Source organism: Tardiphaga sp. 862_B3_N4_1, from assembly GCF_051811085.1.
GTDB lineage: Bacteria > Pseudomonadota > Alphaproteobacteria > Rhizobiales > Xanthobacteraceae > Tardiphaga > Tardiphaga robiniae.
Genome location: NZ_JBPWQB010000002.1, coordinates 1,993,896 through 2,008,499 on the forward strand (window position 1 = coordinate 1,993,896; position 14,604 = coordinate 2,008,499).

At 62.3% G+C, this 14,604-nt stretch carries 14 protein-coding genes; 7 read left to right on the plus strand and 7 right to left on the minus strand.

Annotation, left to right across the window (positions count from 1 at the left end; translation table 11 throughout):
* Positions 1–134: 134 nt before the first annotated feature.
* Positions 135–1,631, minus strand: a complete 1,497-nt coding sequence (locus AB8B02_RS26695; RefSeq protein ID WP_439065618.1) for a caspase family protein — start codon at positions 1,629–1,631, stop codon at positions 135–137.
* Positions 1,632–1,898: 267 nt separating this feature from the next.
* Between AB8B02_RS26695 and AB8B02_RS26700 the strand changes: the two genes are divergently transcribed.
* Positions 1,899–2,711: an N-acyl homoserine lactonase family protein gene (locus AB8B02_RS26700; protein ID WP_093758034.1), complete on the plus strand. Its 813-nt coding sequence runs from the start codon at positions 1,899–1,901 to the stop codon at positions 2,709–2,711.
* A 4-nt stretch (positions 2,712–2,715) separates the two neighbouring features.
* Here AB8B02_RS26700 and AB8B02_RS26705 read toward each other — a convergent pair whose 3' ends face one another.
* Positions 2,716–3,189 (minus strand): MarR family winged helix-turn-helix transcriptional regulator, encoded by a 474-nt coding sequence (locus AB8B02_RS26705; RefSeq protein WP_089266730.1) that lies wholly within the window; start codon positions 3,187–3,189, stop codon positions 2,716–2,718.
* A 144-nt stretch (positions 3,190–3,333) separates the two neighbouring features.
* Here AB8B02_RS26705 and AB8B02_RS26710 point away from each other — a divergent pair, with 144 nt between their 5' ends.
* From AB8B02_RS26710 to hmgA, 4 genes are all read left to right on the plus strand, one after another.
* Complete coding sequence (locus AB8B02_RS26710; protein WP_439065619.1) at positions 3,334–4,947, plus strand: FAD-dependent oxidoreductase; 1,614 nt, start codon at positions 3,334–3,336, stop codon at positions 4,945–4,947.
* Positions 4,944–5,159 (plus strand): DUF2783 domain-containing protein, encoded by a 216-nt coding sequence (locus AB8B02_RS26715; protein ID WP_439065620.1) that lies wholly within the window; start codon positions 4,944–4,946, stop codon positions 5,157–5,159. The genes AB8B02_RS26710 and AB8B02_RS26715 overlap by 4 nt, the downstream gene beginning before the upstream one ends.
* Before the next feature lie 24 nt (positions 5,160–5,183).
* Positions 5,184–6,134, plus strand: a complete 951-nt coding sequence (locus AB8B02_RS26720) for an MBL fold metallo-hydrolase (RefSeq protein WP_093758037.1) — start codon at positions 5,184–5,186, stop codon at positions 6,132–6,134.
* 114 nt (positions 6,135–6,248) lie between these two features.
* The gene (hmgA, locus tag AB8B02_RS26725; protein WP_439065621.1) at positions 6,249–7,595 is read left to right on the plus strand and encodes a homogentisate 1,2-dioxygenase; all 1,347 of its coding nucleotides are present in this window, start codon (positions 6,249–6,251) and stop codon (positions 7,593–7,595) included.
* A gap of 9 nt (positions 7,596–7,604) precedes the next feature.
* Here the strand turns inward: hmgA and AB8B02_RS26730 are convergent, their stop codons facing one another.
* From AB8B02_RS26730 to AB8B02_RS26740, 3 genes are all read right to left on the minus strand, one after another.
* On the minus strand, positions 7,605–7,916 hold the full coding sequence (locus AB8B02_RS26730; protein WP_439065622.1) for a DUF1272 domain-containing protein: 312 nt from the start codon (positions 7,914–7,916) through the stop codon (positions 7,605–7,607).
* A gap of 91 nt (positions 7,917–8,007) precedes the next feature.
* Entirely contained in the window at positions 8,008–10,440 is a 2,433-nt protein-coding gene (locus AB8B02_RS26735) for a spermidine synthase (protein WP_439065623.1), read from the minus strand.
* A 142-nt stretch (positions 10,441–10,582) separates the two neighbouring features.
* Entirely contained in the window at positions 10,583–11,059 is a 477-nt protein-coding gene (locus AB8B02_RS26740) for an Lrp/AsnC family transcriptional regulator (RefSeq protein WP_089266744.1), read from the minus strand.
* A 133-nt stretch (positions 11,060–11,192) separates the two neighbouring features.
* On the opposite strand from AB8B02_RS26740, the gene hppD reads away from it, so the two are divergent.
* A complete protein-coding gene (hppD, locus tag AB8B02_RS26745) occupies positions 11,193–12,317 on the plus strand; it encodes a 4-hydroxyphenylpyruvate dioxygenase (protein WP_439065624.1) in 1,125 nt (374 codons plus the stop codon).
* A gap of 178 nt (positions 12,318–12,495) precedes the next feature.
* On the opposite strand, the gene AB8B02_RS26750 is transcribed toward hppD, so the two are convergent.
* Positions 12,496–13,605, minus strand: coding sequence for a CaiB/BaiF CoA transferase family protein (locus AB8B02_RS26750; protein ID WP_439065625.1), 1,110 nt, complete (start codon positions 13,603–13,605; stop codon positions 12,496–12,498).
* A 31-nt stretch (positions 13,606–13,636) separates the two neighbouring features.
* Between AB8B02_RS26750 and AB8B02_RS26755 the strand changes: the two genes are divergently transcribed.
* Complete coding sequence (locus AB8B02_RS26755) at positions 13,637–13,780, plus strand: hypothetical protein (protein ID WP_439065626.1); 144 nt, start codon at positions 13,637–13,639, stop codon at positions 13,778–13,780.
* A gap of 21 nt (positions 13,781–13,801) precedes the next feature.
* Here AB8B02_RS26755 and AB8B02_RS26760 read toward each other — a convergent pair whose 3' ends face one another.
* Complete coding sequence (locus AB8B02_RS26760; protein WP_439065627.1) at positions 13,802–14,602, minus strand: FAD binding domain-containing protein; 801 nt, start codon at positions 14,600–14,602, stop codon at positions 13,802–13,804.
* Positions 14,603–14,604 lie beyond the last annotated feature (2 nt).

Consider the following 14,604-nt stretch of genomic DNA (forward strand, 5'->3'; position numbering starts at 1 on the left):
GCCATCAATAGTGTCCGCTCGCGCGCCGCAGGTTCAAACCGGGCTTGCGACTTTCTTACGATTTTCTTGCGATTTTCCCGCGAAATTCCGGTGACCTCTGGGGATCACCGGATGCCGTGCTATTGCACGCCGTTCTATCGAACGCCGTAGCCGGCAAATTCCTTGACGATGTCCGGGTCCATGGCCTTGGCATTGGTGATGTCGAGATCGCCTTCCGCCGTCTGGCCAAGGCGATGTTTGGCGAGGCCGCGGCCATAGAGCGATGAGGTCAGCTGCGGATTGATCTTCAGCGCAGCGTCGAAATCCGCAATCGCGTTCTTGCTCTGGCCGTTCTTGAGGTTGACCAGGCCGCGGCTGTCCAGCGCATCGACAAAATTCGGGCGCAGGCGCAGGGCTTCATTGCAGTCCTTGAGCGCGGCGGCGAGGTCACCGGTCACGGTGCGTGCCCAGCAACGATTGTTGTAGGCCTCGACATCCTTGGGATTCAGTTTGATCGTGGCGTCGAAATCCTTGATCGCAGCGGAATAGGCGCCCTTGCTGGCATAGACTTGGCCGCGGCGATACAGCGCGCCGGCGTCCTCCGGATTGTCGGTCAGCTTGACGTTCAGCGATTTGACGGTCGGATCCTCCGCCAGCGCCAGCAGGATCTTGTTTTCGTCGCGAGGAACTTCGGCGGCGACGGCAGGGGCAGGAGTCGGTGCCGCGGTCGGCGCAGGCGCTGCTGCTGGAGCCGCCGGCGTGGGTGCAGCGGGCACAGGTGCTGCAGGTGCGGCGACGACTTCCGGCTTGGCCACAGGAGAGGGGCGCGGTGTCGCAGCCGGCGCCGGATCGGCCGGTTTGGCTTCTGCCACAGCGGCCGAGGCCGGGCGCGTTCCCGCTATGAAAGAGAAGTCTTCTGCCAGCGACGACGAAATCCACGGCACCTGCTCGCTGCGCGACGCGCGGGTGACGTTGACGCGGGTCCGGTTCAGCGTCTGCTCGGCAGTGAGATCTGGAACCCGGATTTCCTTCAGCAATTCGCTGACAAACAACCCGTGATCGCCGCCGCCATCGCTGACCACCGAGCTCAGCGCCGCCGAATACATCACAAGCGTGCCGCTCGGTGCGATCACCGGAGCGAGCCCGGCGGAGAAGCTGCGGAACCGGCGTTCGAACGGATTGCGGCGGGATGCGTCCAAAAGCGCAATCTTGACGCCGGCGCCGCGGCCGTTGATCTCGCCCAGCACGGTCTCGAGGCTGAAGCCGTCGCGGCGCACGTCGGGCTCGGTCCAGATCTGGGCATCGACCGGGATCATGTAACTCTGGCGCGCGGACTGGATGCCGAAGCCGCTGAAGAACACCAGGGCGACCGAGCCCGGCTTCACCTTGCCGTAGAATTTGTCGAGCGCCCGGCGCATGCCGTCGCCGCCGAGATTTTCCCCGGTATCGACCTCAAATCCATCACGCTTCAATTCGGCGGCGACGTCGCGGGCGTCGTTGATGGGCTCCTTGAGTGGAGCCTCGGCGTCCGGATATTTCGCATTGCCGATCACCAGTGCGATCCGGTGGGTCCGATCTTCTGCGGCGGAGGCCTGCCAGATGGGCGTGGCAGCAAACGTCAGGAGAGCGATCAGAGCAATGCGCATTTTCATAATGAAACCGGTCCAGACTTGAGGGCGCTGTCCAAGCTGTGGCTTGCGCCGCAGCGACACTAATCCACGCCATTCCCATTATCAAACCGGCGTGATCGCGGCTGTCAACGTGCAGTGCGGGCGGCAGCTATCGCGTCAATTCACCACGCGTCCGGCGTTGTCGCTGCAGTCCCGGTTCCCGGTCATTCCGGTGGTTGGAACGGTTTGACCTTTCCCGGCAGCAATGGCTTGTTGCGCATAACAACGATCGGGAATGGGACGGGACGAATGAGCGTGACTTACGAAATCTATGCGATCCGCTACGCCACGATGACGCCGCGGACGCCGCAGATGAATTATCTCGCACCCGATCCCCATGAGACCGCGGCGGCCGATCTCGATTATTTCATCTGGCTGATCCGCGGCGGCGGCCGCGACATTCTTGTCGATACCGGCTTCAACGAGGTCGCCGCGAAAGAACGCAGCCGCAAGCTCACGATCAATCCGATCGATGCGCTGGCCGATTTCGGCGTTCGCGCGGCGGACATCCGCGACGTCATTGTCACGCATCTGCATTACGATCATGCCGGCAATCTCGATCGTCTCCCCAATGCCAGGTTCCATCTGCAGGACCGCGAGATGAGCTACGCGACGGGCCGCTGCATGTGCAACGGGCTGCTGCGGCATCCGTTCTCGGCGGAAGACGTCACGCTGATGGTGCGACACGTGTTCAATGAGCGCGTCACGTTCCACAATGGCGATGGCGAGGTTGCGCCGGGCGTCACACTGCACCGCGTTGGCGGCCATTCCGACGGTCTGCAGATCGTACGCGTGCAAACCGCGCGCGGCCCGGTGGTGTTGGCCTCGGACGCCTCGCATTACTACGGCAACATGCAGCGCCGCAGCCCGTTTCCGATCGTCTACAATATCGGCGACATGTGCGACGGCTGGACCACCTGCGAGCGCCTTGCGGGCCATCCCGACCGCATCATTCCCGGCCATGATCCGCTGGTGCGCGAGCTCTATCCGCGCGTCGAGGGCAGCAAGGCCGATGCCTATGCGCTGCACGAGATGCCATCGCGCTCCTTTGTGAAAGACTAATCTCTCAATAGGCGCCGGCCTTTTGCCCATGCCGCGTCTGCACGAGGTCGAGGCTACGCTCGATCTTGCCGAGTGCGGCGGCGAAGTCCTTGCGCTCCTGCGCCGTCAGGCATGACAGGATGTCGCGCTCTTTGCTTAGCAGGCGCGGGATCAGCTCTTCATAGAGCGCGGTGCCTTTTGCGGAGAGACGCAATTCGAAGGCGCGGCGGTCGTCTTCGTTTTCAACCCGTTCGATGAGTTCGCGGTCCAGCAGGGCCGTCACCGCCCGGCTGATGGTGGATTTGTGGGTGCGCGTGCATTGCGAAATGAACTGCGCGCTGCAGGCGTCGTCGCGAAAGCCCAGCGTGGCGATGACGCGCCATTCCGGAATGTCGAGCCCGTAGCGCACCTGATATTCGTCCGAGAGCGCGGCGCTGACCTCCGCGGCCAGCCGGTTGAGCCGGAACGGAACGAACTGAAACAGGTCGAATTTTGCCACGGAGCCACCAATTCTGCTGTTGACGCCGCCACGGGTCCGGCGTTTAGATGGTTGCAAATGAGACTATCTTAGAGGGAGTGCGATCCGTTGGCCAGACCAGCGTTGATCCGAAAATACATCCGGTTGCAGGGCAGGGGCTGAGCCATGGCGCAACATGTCCGCCAGTTTGCCTATCGCCGCCATGCCGATCAGGCGCGGTCAGCTGCCGCTGCGGCGCATCATCCTGTGGTGATTGTTGGTGCTGGCCCTGTCGGCCTGTCGCTGGCCATCGATCTGGCGCAGCGCGGCCAGCGCGTGGTGCTGCTCGACGACGCCGATCGCATCGGCGACGGCTCGCGCGCCATCTGTTTCTCCAAACGCTCGCTCGAATATTGGGACCGTCTCGGTGTCGCCCATCGCATGATCGACAAGGGCGTGGTGTGGAAGGTCGGCAAGATCTTTCTCGGACCGGACATGCTCTACCAGTTCGATCTGCTGCCCGAGACCGGCCACAAGATGCCGGCCTTCATCAACCTGCAGCAATATTACGCCGAGTCCTTTCTGGTCGATCGCGTGCATCAATTGCCGGAGATCGATCTGCGCTGGCGCAACAGGGTCATCGCGCTGGCGCAGCACAACGATCACGCGGAACTCACCATCGAGACGCCCGATGGGCCTTACACGCTGCGCGCCGACTATGTCGTTGCCTGCGATGGGGCTCGCTCCGGGCTGCGCGGCATGGTCGGCGCGGACTTTTCCGGCGAGGTGTTCGAGGATCAGTTCCTGATCGCCGACGTCAAGATGACCGCGGAATTCCCGACCGAGCGCTGGTTCTGGTTCGATCCGCCATTCCATTCCGGCCAATCCGCACTGCTGCATCGTCAGCCCGACGATGTCTGGCGTATCGATCTGCAGCTCGGGCCGGATGCAGACCCCGCCGAGGAGCGGCGGCCGGAGAAGGTGCGTCCGCGCATCGCGCGCATGCTCGGCCACGATGATTTCGATTTCGAGTGGATCTCGGTCTACAAGTTCCAGTGCCGTCGCATGCAGCGCTTCCTGCATGAGCGCGTGATCTTCGCCGGCGATGCCGCGCATCAGGTGTCGCCCTTCGGCGCGCGGGGCGCCAATTCCGGCCTCGAAGATGCCGAGAACATCGCCTGGAAGCTCGCACTGGTGCTGGCCGGCAATGCGCCGGCGTCGCTGCTGGCAAGCTATGACGCCGAGCGGGGCCCGGCCGCGGACGAGAATATCCGTGCCTCGACCCATGCGACGGATTTCATCGCCCCGCATTCGAAGCAGGAGCAGCGCATGCGGCAGGCAATACTGTCGCTCGCCAGGGAGGCTGATTTCGCCAAGCGGATGATCAATGGCGGCCGGCTGTCCGTGCCGTCGGTCTATCAGACGCCGCTGTCGACCGCCGATAGCGATGACTGGTCGGTCGGTCCGCGACTGGGCGCGCATATGCCGGACGCACCGCTCGTCAGCGATGATGGCGCGCATGTGTTTCTCTCGGAATGTTTCGCCGGAGCCGGCCGCGGTTTCACCGTATTGCAGTCGGACGGTCAGGCGATCGAACTGCCCGAGGGCGTGGCGCGTCTGGTCGTCGGCGACGATGCGGCGCTGCGCGACGAGACCGGGCTGTTCAAGGCACGCTACGGCGCCGATCCGGGTGCCGCCTATCTGCTGCGGCCCGATGGTTATGTCGCGGCGCGTTTCCGGCATCCAACGCCGCAGGCGATCAAGGCCGCGGTCGCGCGTGCCAGCGGGAGGCCGTCATGACGGCACTGTCGACGGCGTCCAACTTCGCCAGTCCGGACGACGCCTATCGTGCGATTGTCGAGGCGCATCGCGGATTGAGTGATGAACAAAGCGCAGCGCTCGATACGGCGCTGGTGCTGATCCTCGCCAATCATATCGGCGATGCCGCCGTGCTCGGTGACGCGATTGCGCTGGCGAAGCGACGGTTGCCTGTCGCCATACGAACTGACTGACGTAAAGATCAAAGGAATAGATAGATGACCAAGGGTTTCGCATCCACGACCGACATGACCGAGAAGAAGGTCACCTTCTCGGAGATCGGCACCGATCTCTATGCCTTTACGGCTGAAGGCGATCCGAACTCGGCGGTCATCGTCGGCGATGACGGTTGCATCGTGTTCGACGCGCAGGCGACGCCGGCGATGGCCAACAAGGTGATCGAGCGGGTGCGGACGGTCACCGACAAGCCGATCAAATATGTCGTGCTGTCGCATTATCATGCGGTGCGTGTGCTCGGCGCGTCCGCCTACAAGGCGCAGGGCGTGGTCGCGTCGCAGGAAACCTATCGGCTGGTGGAGGAGCGCGGCCAGCAGGACTGGGATTCCGAATTCGGCCGTTTCCCGCGTCTGTTCCAGGATGCCGAGAGCATTCCCGGCCTGACCTGGCCGACGCTCACTTTCGAGGGCGAGATGTCGATCTTCCTCGGCAAGCGCGAGGTGCGCCTGATGCAGCTCGGCGCCGGCCATACGTCGGGCGATATCGTCGCCTGGGTGCCGGATGCCGAGGTGATGTTCTCCGGCGATCTCATCGAATATCATTCGGCCTGCTACTGCGGCGATGCGCTGCTGCGCGAATGGCCGTCGACGCTGAACGAGATTCGTGCGTTCAACCCGAAGGCGATTGCGCCGGGCCGCGGCGATGCACTGAAAGGGCTGGAGACGACCCGCGAGGCGATCGCGATGACGCGTGACTTCGTGATGTCGCTCTATGGCGCGGCGGAGCTGTCAGTCGCCAAGGGGCGCAGCCTGAAGGAGACCATGGCGGCGACCCGCGACGTCATGGACAAGAAGTTTTCGAGCTTTGCGATCTACGAACACTGCCTGCCGTTCAATGTATCCCGCGCCTTCGATGAAGCTTCGGGAATCGACGACCCCGTGATCTGGACCGACAAGCGCGACCGCGAAATGTGGGCCGCGCTGCAAGGGTAATGTAGTAGATTCGTCATTGCGAGCGAAGCGAAGCAATCCAGAAGGTCACAAAGGAAGACTGGATTGCTTCGTCGCAAGCGCTCCTCGCAATGACGGTAGGAAAAGGAGGATGAGATGAACATCACCACCAATCCCGATCTGATCAGCCGCAACACCGTCAATGTCACGCCGGGCTACATGTCCGGCTTTGGCAATTCATTCGAGACCGAAGCGCTGCCGGGCGCGTTGCCCATTGGCCGCAACTCGCCGCAGCGTGCGGCCTATGGGCTCTATGCCGAACAGCTCTCCGGTTCGCCCTTCACCGCGCCACGCGGCACCAATGAGCGGTCCTGGCTCTATCGCATCCGCCCATCGGTGAAACATTCGGGCCGCTTCGAGAAGGCAGATAGCAAGCTGTGGCGCAGCGCGCCGTGCCACGAGAACGATCTGCCGATCGCGCAATTGCGCTGGGATCCGGCGCCGATCCCGAAGGAGGATATGACCTTCCTGCAGGGCGTGCAGACCATGACCACGGCCGGCGACGCCGGCACCCAGGCCGGCATGGCAGCGCATGTCTATCTGATCACCAAATCCATGGTAGATCAGCACTTCTACAATGCCGACGGCGAGATGATGTTCGTGCTGCAGCAGGGTAACTTGTTGTTCGTCACCGAATTCGGCCGCATCGATGCCGAGCCAGGCGAGATCGTGGTGATCCCACGCGGCGTCAAGTTTCGCGTCGAACTCACGGGTGGCGCTGCGCGCGGCTATCTCTGCGAGAATTATGGCGGCGCCTTCACGCTGCCGGAGCGCGGGCCCATCGGCGCCAATTGTCTTGCCAATGCGCGCGACTTCCTCACGCCGGTGGCCGCCTATGAGGACAAGGACACGCCGACCGAACTCTATGTGAAATGGGGCGGCACGCTATTCAAGACGGTGCTGCCGCATTCGCCCATCGATGTCGTCGCCTGGCACGGCAACTACGCGCCGTATAAATACGACTTGCGGACTTTCTCGCCGGTGGGCGCCATCGGCTTCGATCATCCGGATCCGTCGATCTTCACGGTGCTGACCTCGCCATCGGAAACCGCAGGCACCGCGAATATCGACTTCGTGATCTTTCCGGAGCGCTGGGCGGTGGCGGAAAACACGTTCCGGCCGCCGTGGTATCACATGAACATCATGTCGGAATTCATGGGCCTCATTTACGGCGTCTATGACGCCAAGCCGCAGGGCTTCACGCCGGGCGGCATCAGCCTGCACAACATGATGCTGCCGCACGGGCCGGACCGCGAGGCTTTTGATCACGCCAGCAATGGCGAGTTGAAGCCCGTGAAGCTCACCGGCACCATGGCCTTCATGTTCGAGACCCGCTACCCGCAGCGCGTTACGGAACACGCGGCCACGACGGCAACGTTGCAGAGCGACTACGCCGATTGCTGGAAGGGCCTGGAGAAGCGCTTCGATCCGAATAAGCGATAAGTGCTCACGTTATCGCTCCCAGGGCGGCACGTCCTTGATGCGCGCGACATGCGTTGCGATGTCTTCAGGGCTCTTTGAGAGATGTACGCGCTTGTCGGATGCCGGGCGCTTGGCGACCGACAGGCCGGACCGCCATTCGGTGGCGGGGCGGATCGGTCGCGGCGTAAAACCCCCGCCGCAATTTGGGCAGACATTGAAGAGTTTGCTCTCCACGCAGTCCGCGCAGAACGTGCATTCAAAGGTGCAGATCATGGCATCGCGTGCCGCGGGCGGCAGGTCCTTGTCGCAATATTCGCAGTTTGGCCGCAGCGCCAGCGCCATGGTTCACTCCCCAATCTGTTCGTTGCGTCGATCTTGGCAGAACATCGGTGGTTCGGGAACTGCCAGAAGACGTGACGTCGGGAGGCGGGTGCTACGACGCTGCATCCGTGCGCGGGATGTTGAGCCGCCGCGCCCAGGCGATGCCGGGATTGCGTGAGAACAGCCAGGCGAGCGCGTAGAAGCCGATGGCCAGCAGGTACAGAAACGCAAAGCCGAAATACATTGAGTTGTATTCCATCAAACCGCCGAACAGCGCGCCCATCAGGTTATAGGCCAGTGCGGTCGAGATATTAACGCTGGTCCGGGCGATCAGACTCGAGAAGATGATGCCCGAGAAGAACAGCGGGATCGTCAGCAGCACGCCGCTGAGTGCGAGGTTGGCCCATGGCGAGGCAAAGGCAATCAGCGTGTGGTTGCGCGCATAGAAGTAGCCAACGAGCAGGCTGACGATCAGGCCGCAATAAGCGAAGCCAGTGCGCTGGAATGCGTTCCGTTGCACGATGAGATTGGCCAGAAACGCCATCACCAGCACCATGATGATGGTGGCGGCGATCACGAACCAGGTCCCGCCAAGATGCAGACCCAGCTCGGTGATGGCCTTGGTCTCCACCAGCATGAAGCCGGCGCCGAGAAAGAAAAATGGCAGATAGCCGCGCTCGATTGGGTCATTGAGGCCGATGGTCTTGCGCACGAACATCGTGCTCAGCAACATGACCATGCCGAGCGCGATCATGTAGCTGGTCGGATAGGTCCGGCTGACCATGTAGAAGAACGGCCAGTCATCGGTCGGGATGCTGGCTTCTGGATAGGGCTGCGCATAGCGCTGCGACACGTCCGTGAAGCCGATGGCCGCGAAGGCCTCCATGTTCGGCAGCACGGCATCGCGACCTTTCTGCACGACGAAGGCCGTCGTCGTGCTCGAATCGTAACGCACGCGAATGGCCAGCGGCTTGCCGGCGCCCGGCAGACCCTGCAGGATATGCGACAGCTTGAAGCCGAGCGACTCGTTCGGCAGCGCGAAAGCAATGGACATCACGCCGTCAGGCTTGAGCAGGCGGAAGGCCTCGTCGATGCCCTCGCGGGTATAGACATAGGAATCGACGCGCAGGTTCGATGCATGGCTGAGCGCCGTGTGGGAATCGAGCACGCCATAAATGATCAGGTCGTATTTTTGCTGCGCCGTGCGGAAGAAGTTGCGCGCGTCGTTGATATGTACGGTCACTCGCGGATCGTCATAGGGGTGTTCCGGATGATTGCTGCGGCCGAGATGGATGATGGCGGGATCGATCTCGATGGCGTCCACATGGGACGCGCCCATGCGCAGCGCCGCCGCAACGTCGTTGCCGCTGCCGGCGCCGACGATGGCCACCCGCTCGGGCTTTGTCTTGAAGTTGAACGGAAACTCGTAATAGGTCCGCACATAGCGGTCTTCGGCGCTCTCGATGCTGCGGTGGCTCTCCGCGAGGTTGAACACCTTCTGATAATACGAGCCGCCCGACAGGATATTCATCAATCCGTCGGATTTCGCCATGCGTTCGAGCAGCTGATAGGGCGAGTAGATCCGTTGGGTCTCCGGCTGCACCGGCCAGGCTAGCACCGTGAGCAGCACGCAGAAGCTCGCAATGCCGATCGACGAGCGGACATCCCGCGACAGTACGAAGACAAGCAGGATGCCGCCGGCCGCGGTGAACCAGATCACCGGAGGCAGCCAGAACAGGCTCATGACGAACAGCACCAGCACGCCGAGGATGCTGCCGACGAGATTGAGGCCGTAGGCCTTCAGGGCGTCGGTCGCGTGCAGCAGCTTGCCGCAGAGCTGGCCGACCGGATAGCAGATGCAGGCGCACAACACGAAGCTCATCGCCAGCAGCAAATAGACGGGAATGCTCTGGGCAAACAGCGACAGCCAGTCGAGGCGATCCATATCGATATTGATCGAGGTCTGTTCATGCATCGGCAGGCCGGTGAAGAAACCGTTACCGGCTCCGATATCGTAGCGCAGCAGCGTGATGACGCTGACGAACAGCGCCAGCATCGGCAGCACCAGCGCCGGTGCGCAGGGTTGTTTCTCGGACACGGCATAGCCGGCGCCAAGGCCTAGAAAGCACGCCAGCAGTGTGAAATTCTTGAAGAACGAAAACACCGGGAAGACCGACGCCAGCCAGCGGATCATCACCAGTTCGAGCAGCAGGCTCACCATGGTGACGAGCACGATCAGCCGTACCTTCCCCTTGGTGCTCATGCTCGTATAGCCGGCTTCGAAATCGGTGCCGAGCAGCGTGATCTGGCGGCCGAGCGGCTTTGCGATCACGGGCGGAGAAATGATGATGGCCAGCGCCGCTGCGCCGAGCAACACGCGAACCAGTGTCAGCAGACCATCGGTTACGGTGATGCCATCGCTCTCGAACAGCAGGCGCACTGCCAGCAGGGCATAGGCGAAGACGAGGGTGCCAAGGCAGATGCAGAAGAAGCGAACGAGCCGGTGATTGGCATTCTCGGTCGTGCCTGCGTCGCGTCCACCCATCTCTGCTCTTTCCTGCAATGCTTTGGCAGTATCGAGTGTCCAATCAATTCGGATCGGAACCAGACGGGTGTTGTAGGCGCTTCGAGTTAAGAACTGATCAATCGGGGGTTGCAAATTCCGCTGTGTCGCAGGCCTCTGGCGCTCAGGCGAGGGCTGATTTCAGCGGCAGTTTCGATGTTTCCTTCAACCGATCGAGCACGATCGACGAGCGCACATGCGCCACGCTCTGATGCGGCATCAGCACATTGTTGACGAGATCGGACAATCCCTTGAGGTCGCGCAGGACAGCCTTGAGGACATAGTCGGCGTCGCCGGTCAGTGAGTAGGCTTCCTGCACCTCGTCGACCCGCTGCACCAGCGTGCGGAACTTTTTGGCATTGTCCGGCGAGTGGGTGGCCAGTTGCACCTGGATGAAGGCGATCACGTTGAAGCCGAGTGCGTCCGATGACAGGTCGGCGTGATAGCCGGAGATCACCTTCTCCTCTTCGAGCCGCATCCGCCGCCGTGAGCATTGCGAGGCCGATAGGCCGACGGCATCGGCGAGCTGCTGGTTGGTCAGCCGGCCGTCATCCTGCAAGGCAGCCAGCATCTTGAGATCGAAGGCGTCTACCGGGATCATGCGTCAAAAGCCTCTCTCATGCGTGAACTGTGCATGAATGTCGCATATTCCATCCGAATTTGCATGCACCTTGCGTCGCAAACGACCGACACTCCAGGCAAGCGATAATGCAAATCAGCTTAGGGAGATCACCATGGGTCCGTTTCCGCACGACGCGCCGGCTGCCATCATCTCGGCACATAATCCGATGGGCACCGACGGCTTTGAATTCGTCGAATACGCGCATCCGAGGCCCGAAGAACTCCACGCCCTGTTCAGGCTGATGGGCTACGTGCCAGTCGCGAAGCACAAGACCAGGAAGATCACGGTCTATCGTCAGGGCGACATCAACTATCTCGTCAACGAAGAGCCCGGCACCCACGGCTTCAATTTCGTCGCCGCGCACGGCCCGTGCGCGCCGTCGATGGCGTTCCGAGTCGTCGATGCGCAGGCGGCCTATGACCGCGCGATCTTGCTCGGTGCCGAGCCGGCGGATGTGATCGCAACGCAGAAGACGGTCGACGTGCCGGCCATCAAGGGCATCGGCGGCAGCCTATTGTACTTCGTCGATCGCTATGGCGCCAAGGGCTCGGCCTATGACCATGAATTCACATGGCTCGGCGCCAAGAACCCGCGCCCCGAAGGCGCCGGCCTGTTCTATCTCGACCACCTCACCCACAACGTCCATCGCGGTCGGATGGATGTCTGGACTGGCTTCTACGAGAAGCTGTTCAATTTTCGCCAGATACGCTTCTTCGACATCGAGGGACGCGCCTCGGGCCTGTTCTCGCGCGCGCTGACGAGCCCTGACGGCAAGATCCGGATTCCGATCAACGAGGATGCCGGCGATGCCGGCCAGATCGAGGAATATCTCAACACCTATCACGGCGAGGGCATCCAGCACATCGCCTGCGGTGTGACGGATATCTACACGACCATCGAGAAGCTGCGCGCCGATGGCCTGCCCTTCATGCCGGCGCCGCCTGTGACCTATTTCGAGAAGATCGATGCGCGGCTGCCGAAGCATGGCGAGGACGTGCCGCGCCTGCAGAAGAACGGCATCCTGATCGACGGCGAGGGCGTGGTCGAAGGCGGCGAGACCAAGGTGCTGCTGCAGATCTTCTCGGCCAATGCGATCGGACCCATTTTCTTCGAATTCATCCAGCGCAAGGGCGATGACGGATTCGGCGAGGGCAACTTCAAGGCGCTGTTCGAGTCGATCGAAGAAGATCAGATCAGGCGCGGCGTGTTGCACGTCGGCAATAAGACGGCGGCGTAATCTTCTCCCTCCCCCAAGCAGCGCAGCTGCGCAGTGGGGAGGGTGGATCGACCGCGAAGCGGTCGAGACGGGTGGGGTGTTCCCCCACAAACCGACGTCACGTGGGGCTCCCCCACCCGACCGGCCTTCGGCCGGCCACCCTCCCCACGCAAGCGCGGGGGAGGGATAAGAACAGGCGCTACGCGCCCTGCCACTCCTTCACCGCATCCCCCAGCTCCACCTTCACTGCCGGCCGTGCTGCCGACGGCGTGCGCGAGAACCGCGGTGCGGGTGCCGGCTGTGTCGCGCCCTCGTGCTGGATGAAGACTTCGCGCGCCACCATATGCGGATGCTTCGTGGCTTCCGACATGGTCAGTACCGGCGCGAAACACACGTCGGTGCCTTCCATGATTTTTGACCACTCATCGCGGCTCTTGGTCTTGAACACCGCGGTGAGCTTGTCCTTCACCGCGGCCCAATTCTTCGAGTCCATGTGATTGTCGTAGCAAGCCTCCGACAGCCCGGCGAGTTCGCGCAGCTCGGCATAGAATTGCGGCTCGATGGAGCCGATCGAGATGAAGTTGCCGCAGCTGCATTCGTAGACGCCGTAGAAATGCGCGCCGCCATCGAGCATGTTGCTCTCGCGACTTTCCTTCCAGCGGCCGGCAGCCGTCATGTCGAAGAACATGGTGATCAAGGATGCTGCGCCGTCGCACATGGCCGCGTCCACCACCTGCCCCTGGCCGGAGCGGCTGGCTTCCAGCATGGCGGCGAGCATGCCCATCACGAGATACATTGAGCCGCCGCCGAAATCGCCCACCAGATTCAATGGTGGCACGGGCTTGTCGGCGCCGCCGATCGCAGCGAGGGCCCCGGTGATCGAGATGTAATTGATGTCATGGCCGGCGGCCTGCGCCAGCGGGCCATGCTGGCCCCAGCCGGTCATGCGGCCATAGACCAGTCTCTTGTTGCGGCCGAGGACGACATCCGGCCCGAGGCCGAGGCGTTCCATCACGCCGGGGCGATAGCCTTCCACCAGCGCATCGGCGCTATCCAGCAGCGACAGCACCTGCGTAATGGCGGCCTTGTCCTTGAGATCGACCTCGATGACCTTGCGGCCGCGTGACGCGGCGCCCTTCGGCATCTGCTTCGGGCGCACCAGCGTGATCACCTCGGCGCCCATATCGGCGAGCAGCATGCAGGCGAACGGACCGGGGCCGATGCCCGCGAATTCGACGACGCGTGTGCCCTTGAGCGGGCCGGTGGCCTTGGTCTGTGGTCGCGACGACGCGAGGGTGGTGTCCTGCACTTGTGTTTCCCATGCTTGATCTTGGCCGTCGATGGGACGGACCGATTTGCCGGAAACTGTCTATGCTGGTGGTGACAAGGGCAAGAAGCTTTTGGCCGCAATCCTGCATGCGGCCATGCTGCGGCACTGCACAAAAATGCGCGCGATTTCTCGCGGGCATTTTGCTGTTCAGTAGATTTTGCCGTTTGATGGAATGTCAGCCCGCCGCTTCCACCGCGCGCTGTGCCATCACCTTGATGAGATTGGCGCGATATTCCGCCGAGCCGTGGATGTCACCCATCAACCCATCGGCTGAGATCTTCACGCCATCCAGCGCTCCCGCCGACCAGTTGGCTTTCAGTGCAGCCTCGATCGCCGGCACGCGCATAACGCCGCTCTGCGATGCGCCGGTGGCAGCGACACGAACTTCGCCGGATTTAGTCTGGGCGACGAAAACGGCGGTCAACGCGAAGCGTGACGCCGGGTGGCGCATCTTGGCGTAGCCGGCCTTGGCCGGAATGGGGAACGACACGGATGTGATGATCTCGTCCTCTTCCAGCGCCGTCGAGAACAGGCCCTGGAAGAAATCGTCGCCTTTGATCTCGCGTTTGTTGGTCTTGATGGTGGCATTCAGCGCCAGCACGGCGGCGGGATAATCGGCGGCGGGATCGTTATTGGCAATCGAGCCGCCGATGGTGCCGCGATAGCGCACGGCGGGATCACCGAGCACCGACGTCAGATGCACGATGGCGGGAATCGCCTTCTTGGCCGCGGGGCTCTGCGTGATGTCGTAATAGGTCGTCGCCGCTTTGATGATCAGCGCGTCGGATGTTGCCTCGATGCCAATCAAGTCCTTGATCTTGGCGAGGTCGATGACATCCGAGGGTGCTGCAAGACGCTGCTTCATCACGGGGATCAGCGTGTGGCCGCCGGCGAGATATTTGGCCTCCGGATGTTTGGCGAACAGGGCCGCGGCTTCATCGATGCTGGCGGGGCGGTGATAAGTGGTCTCATACATCG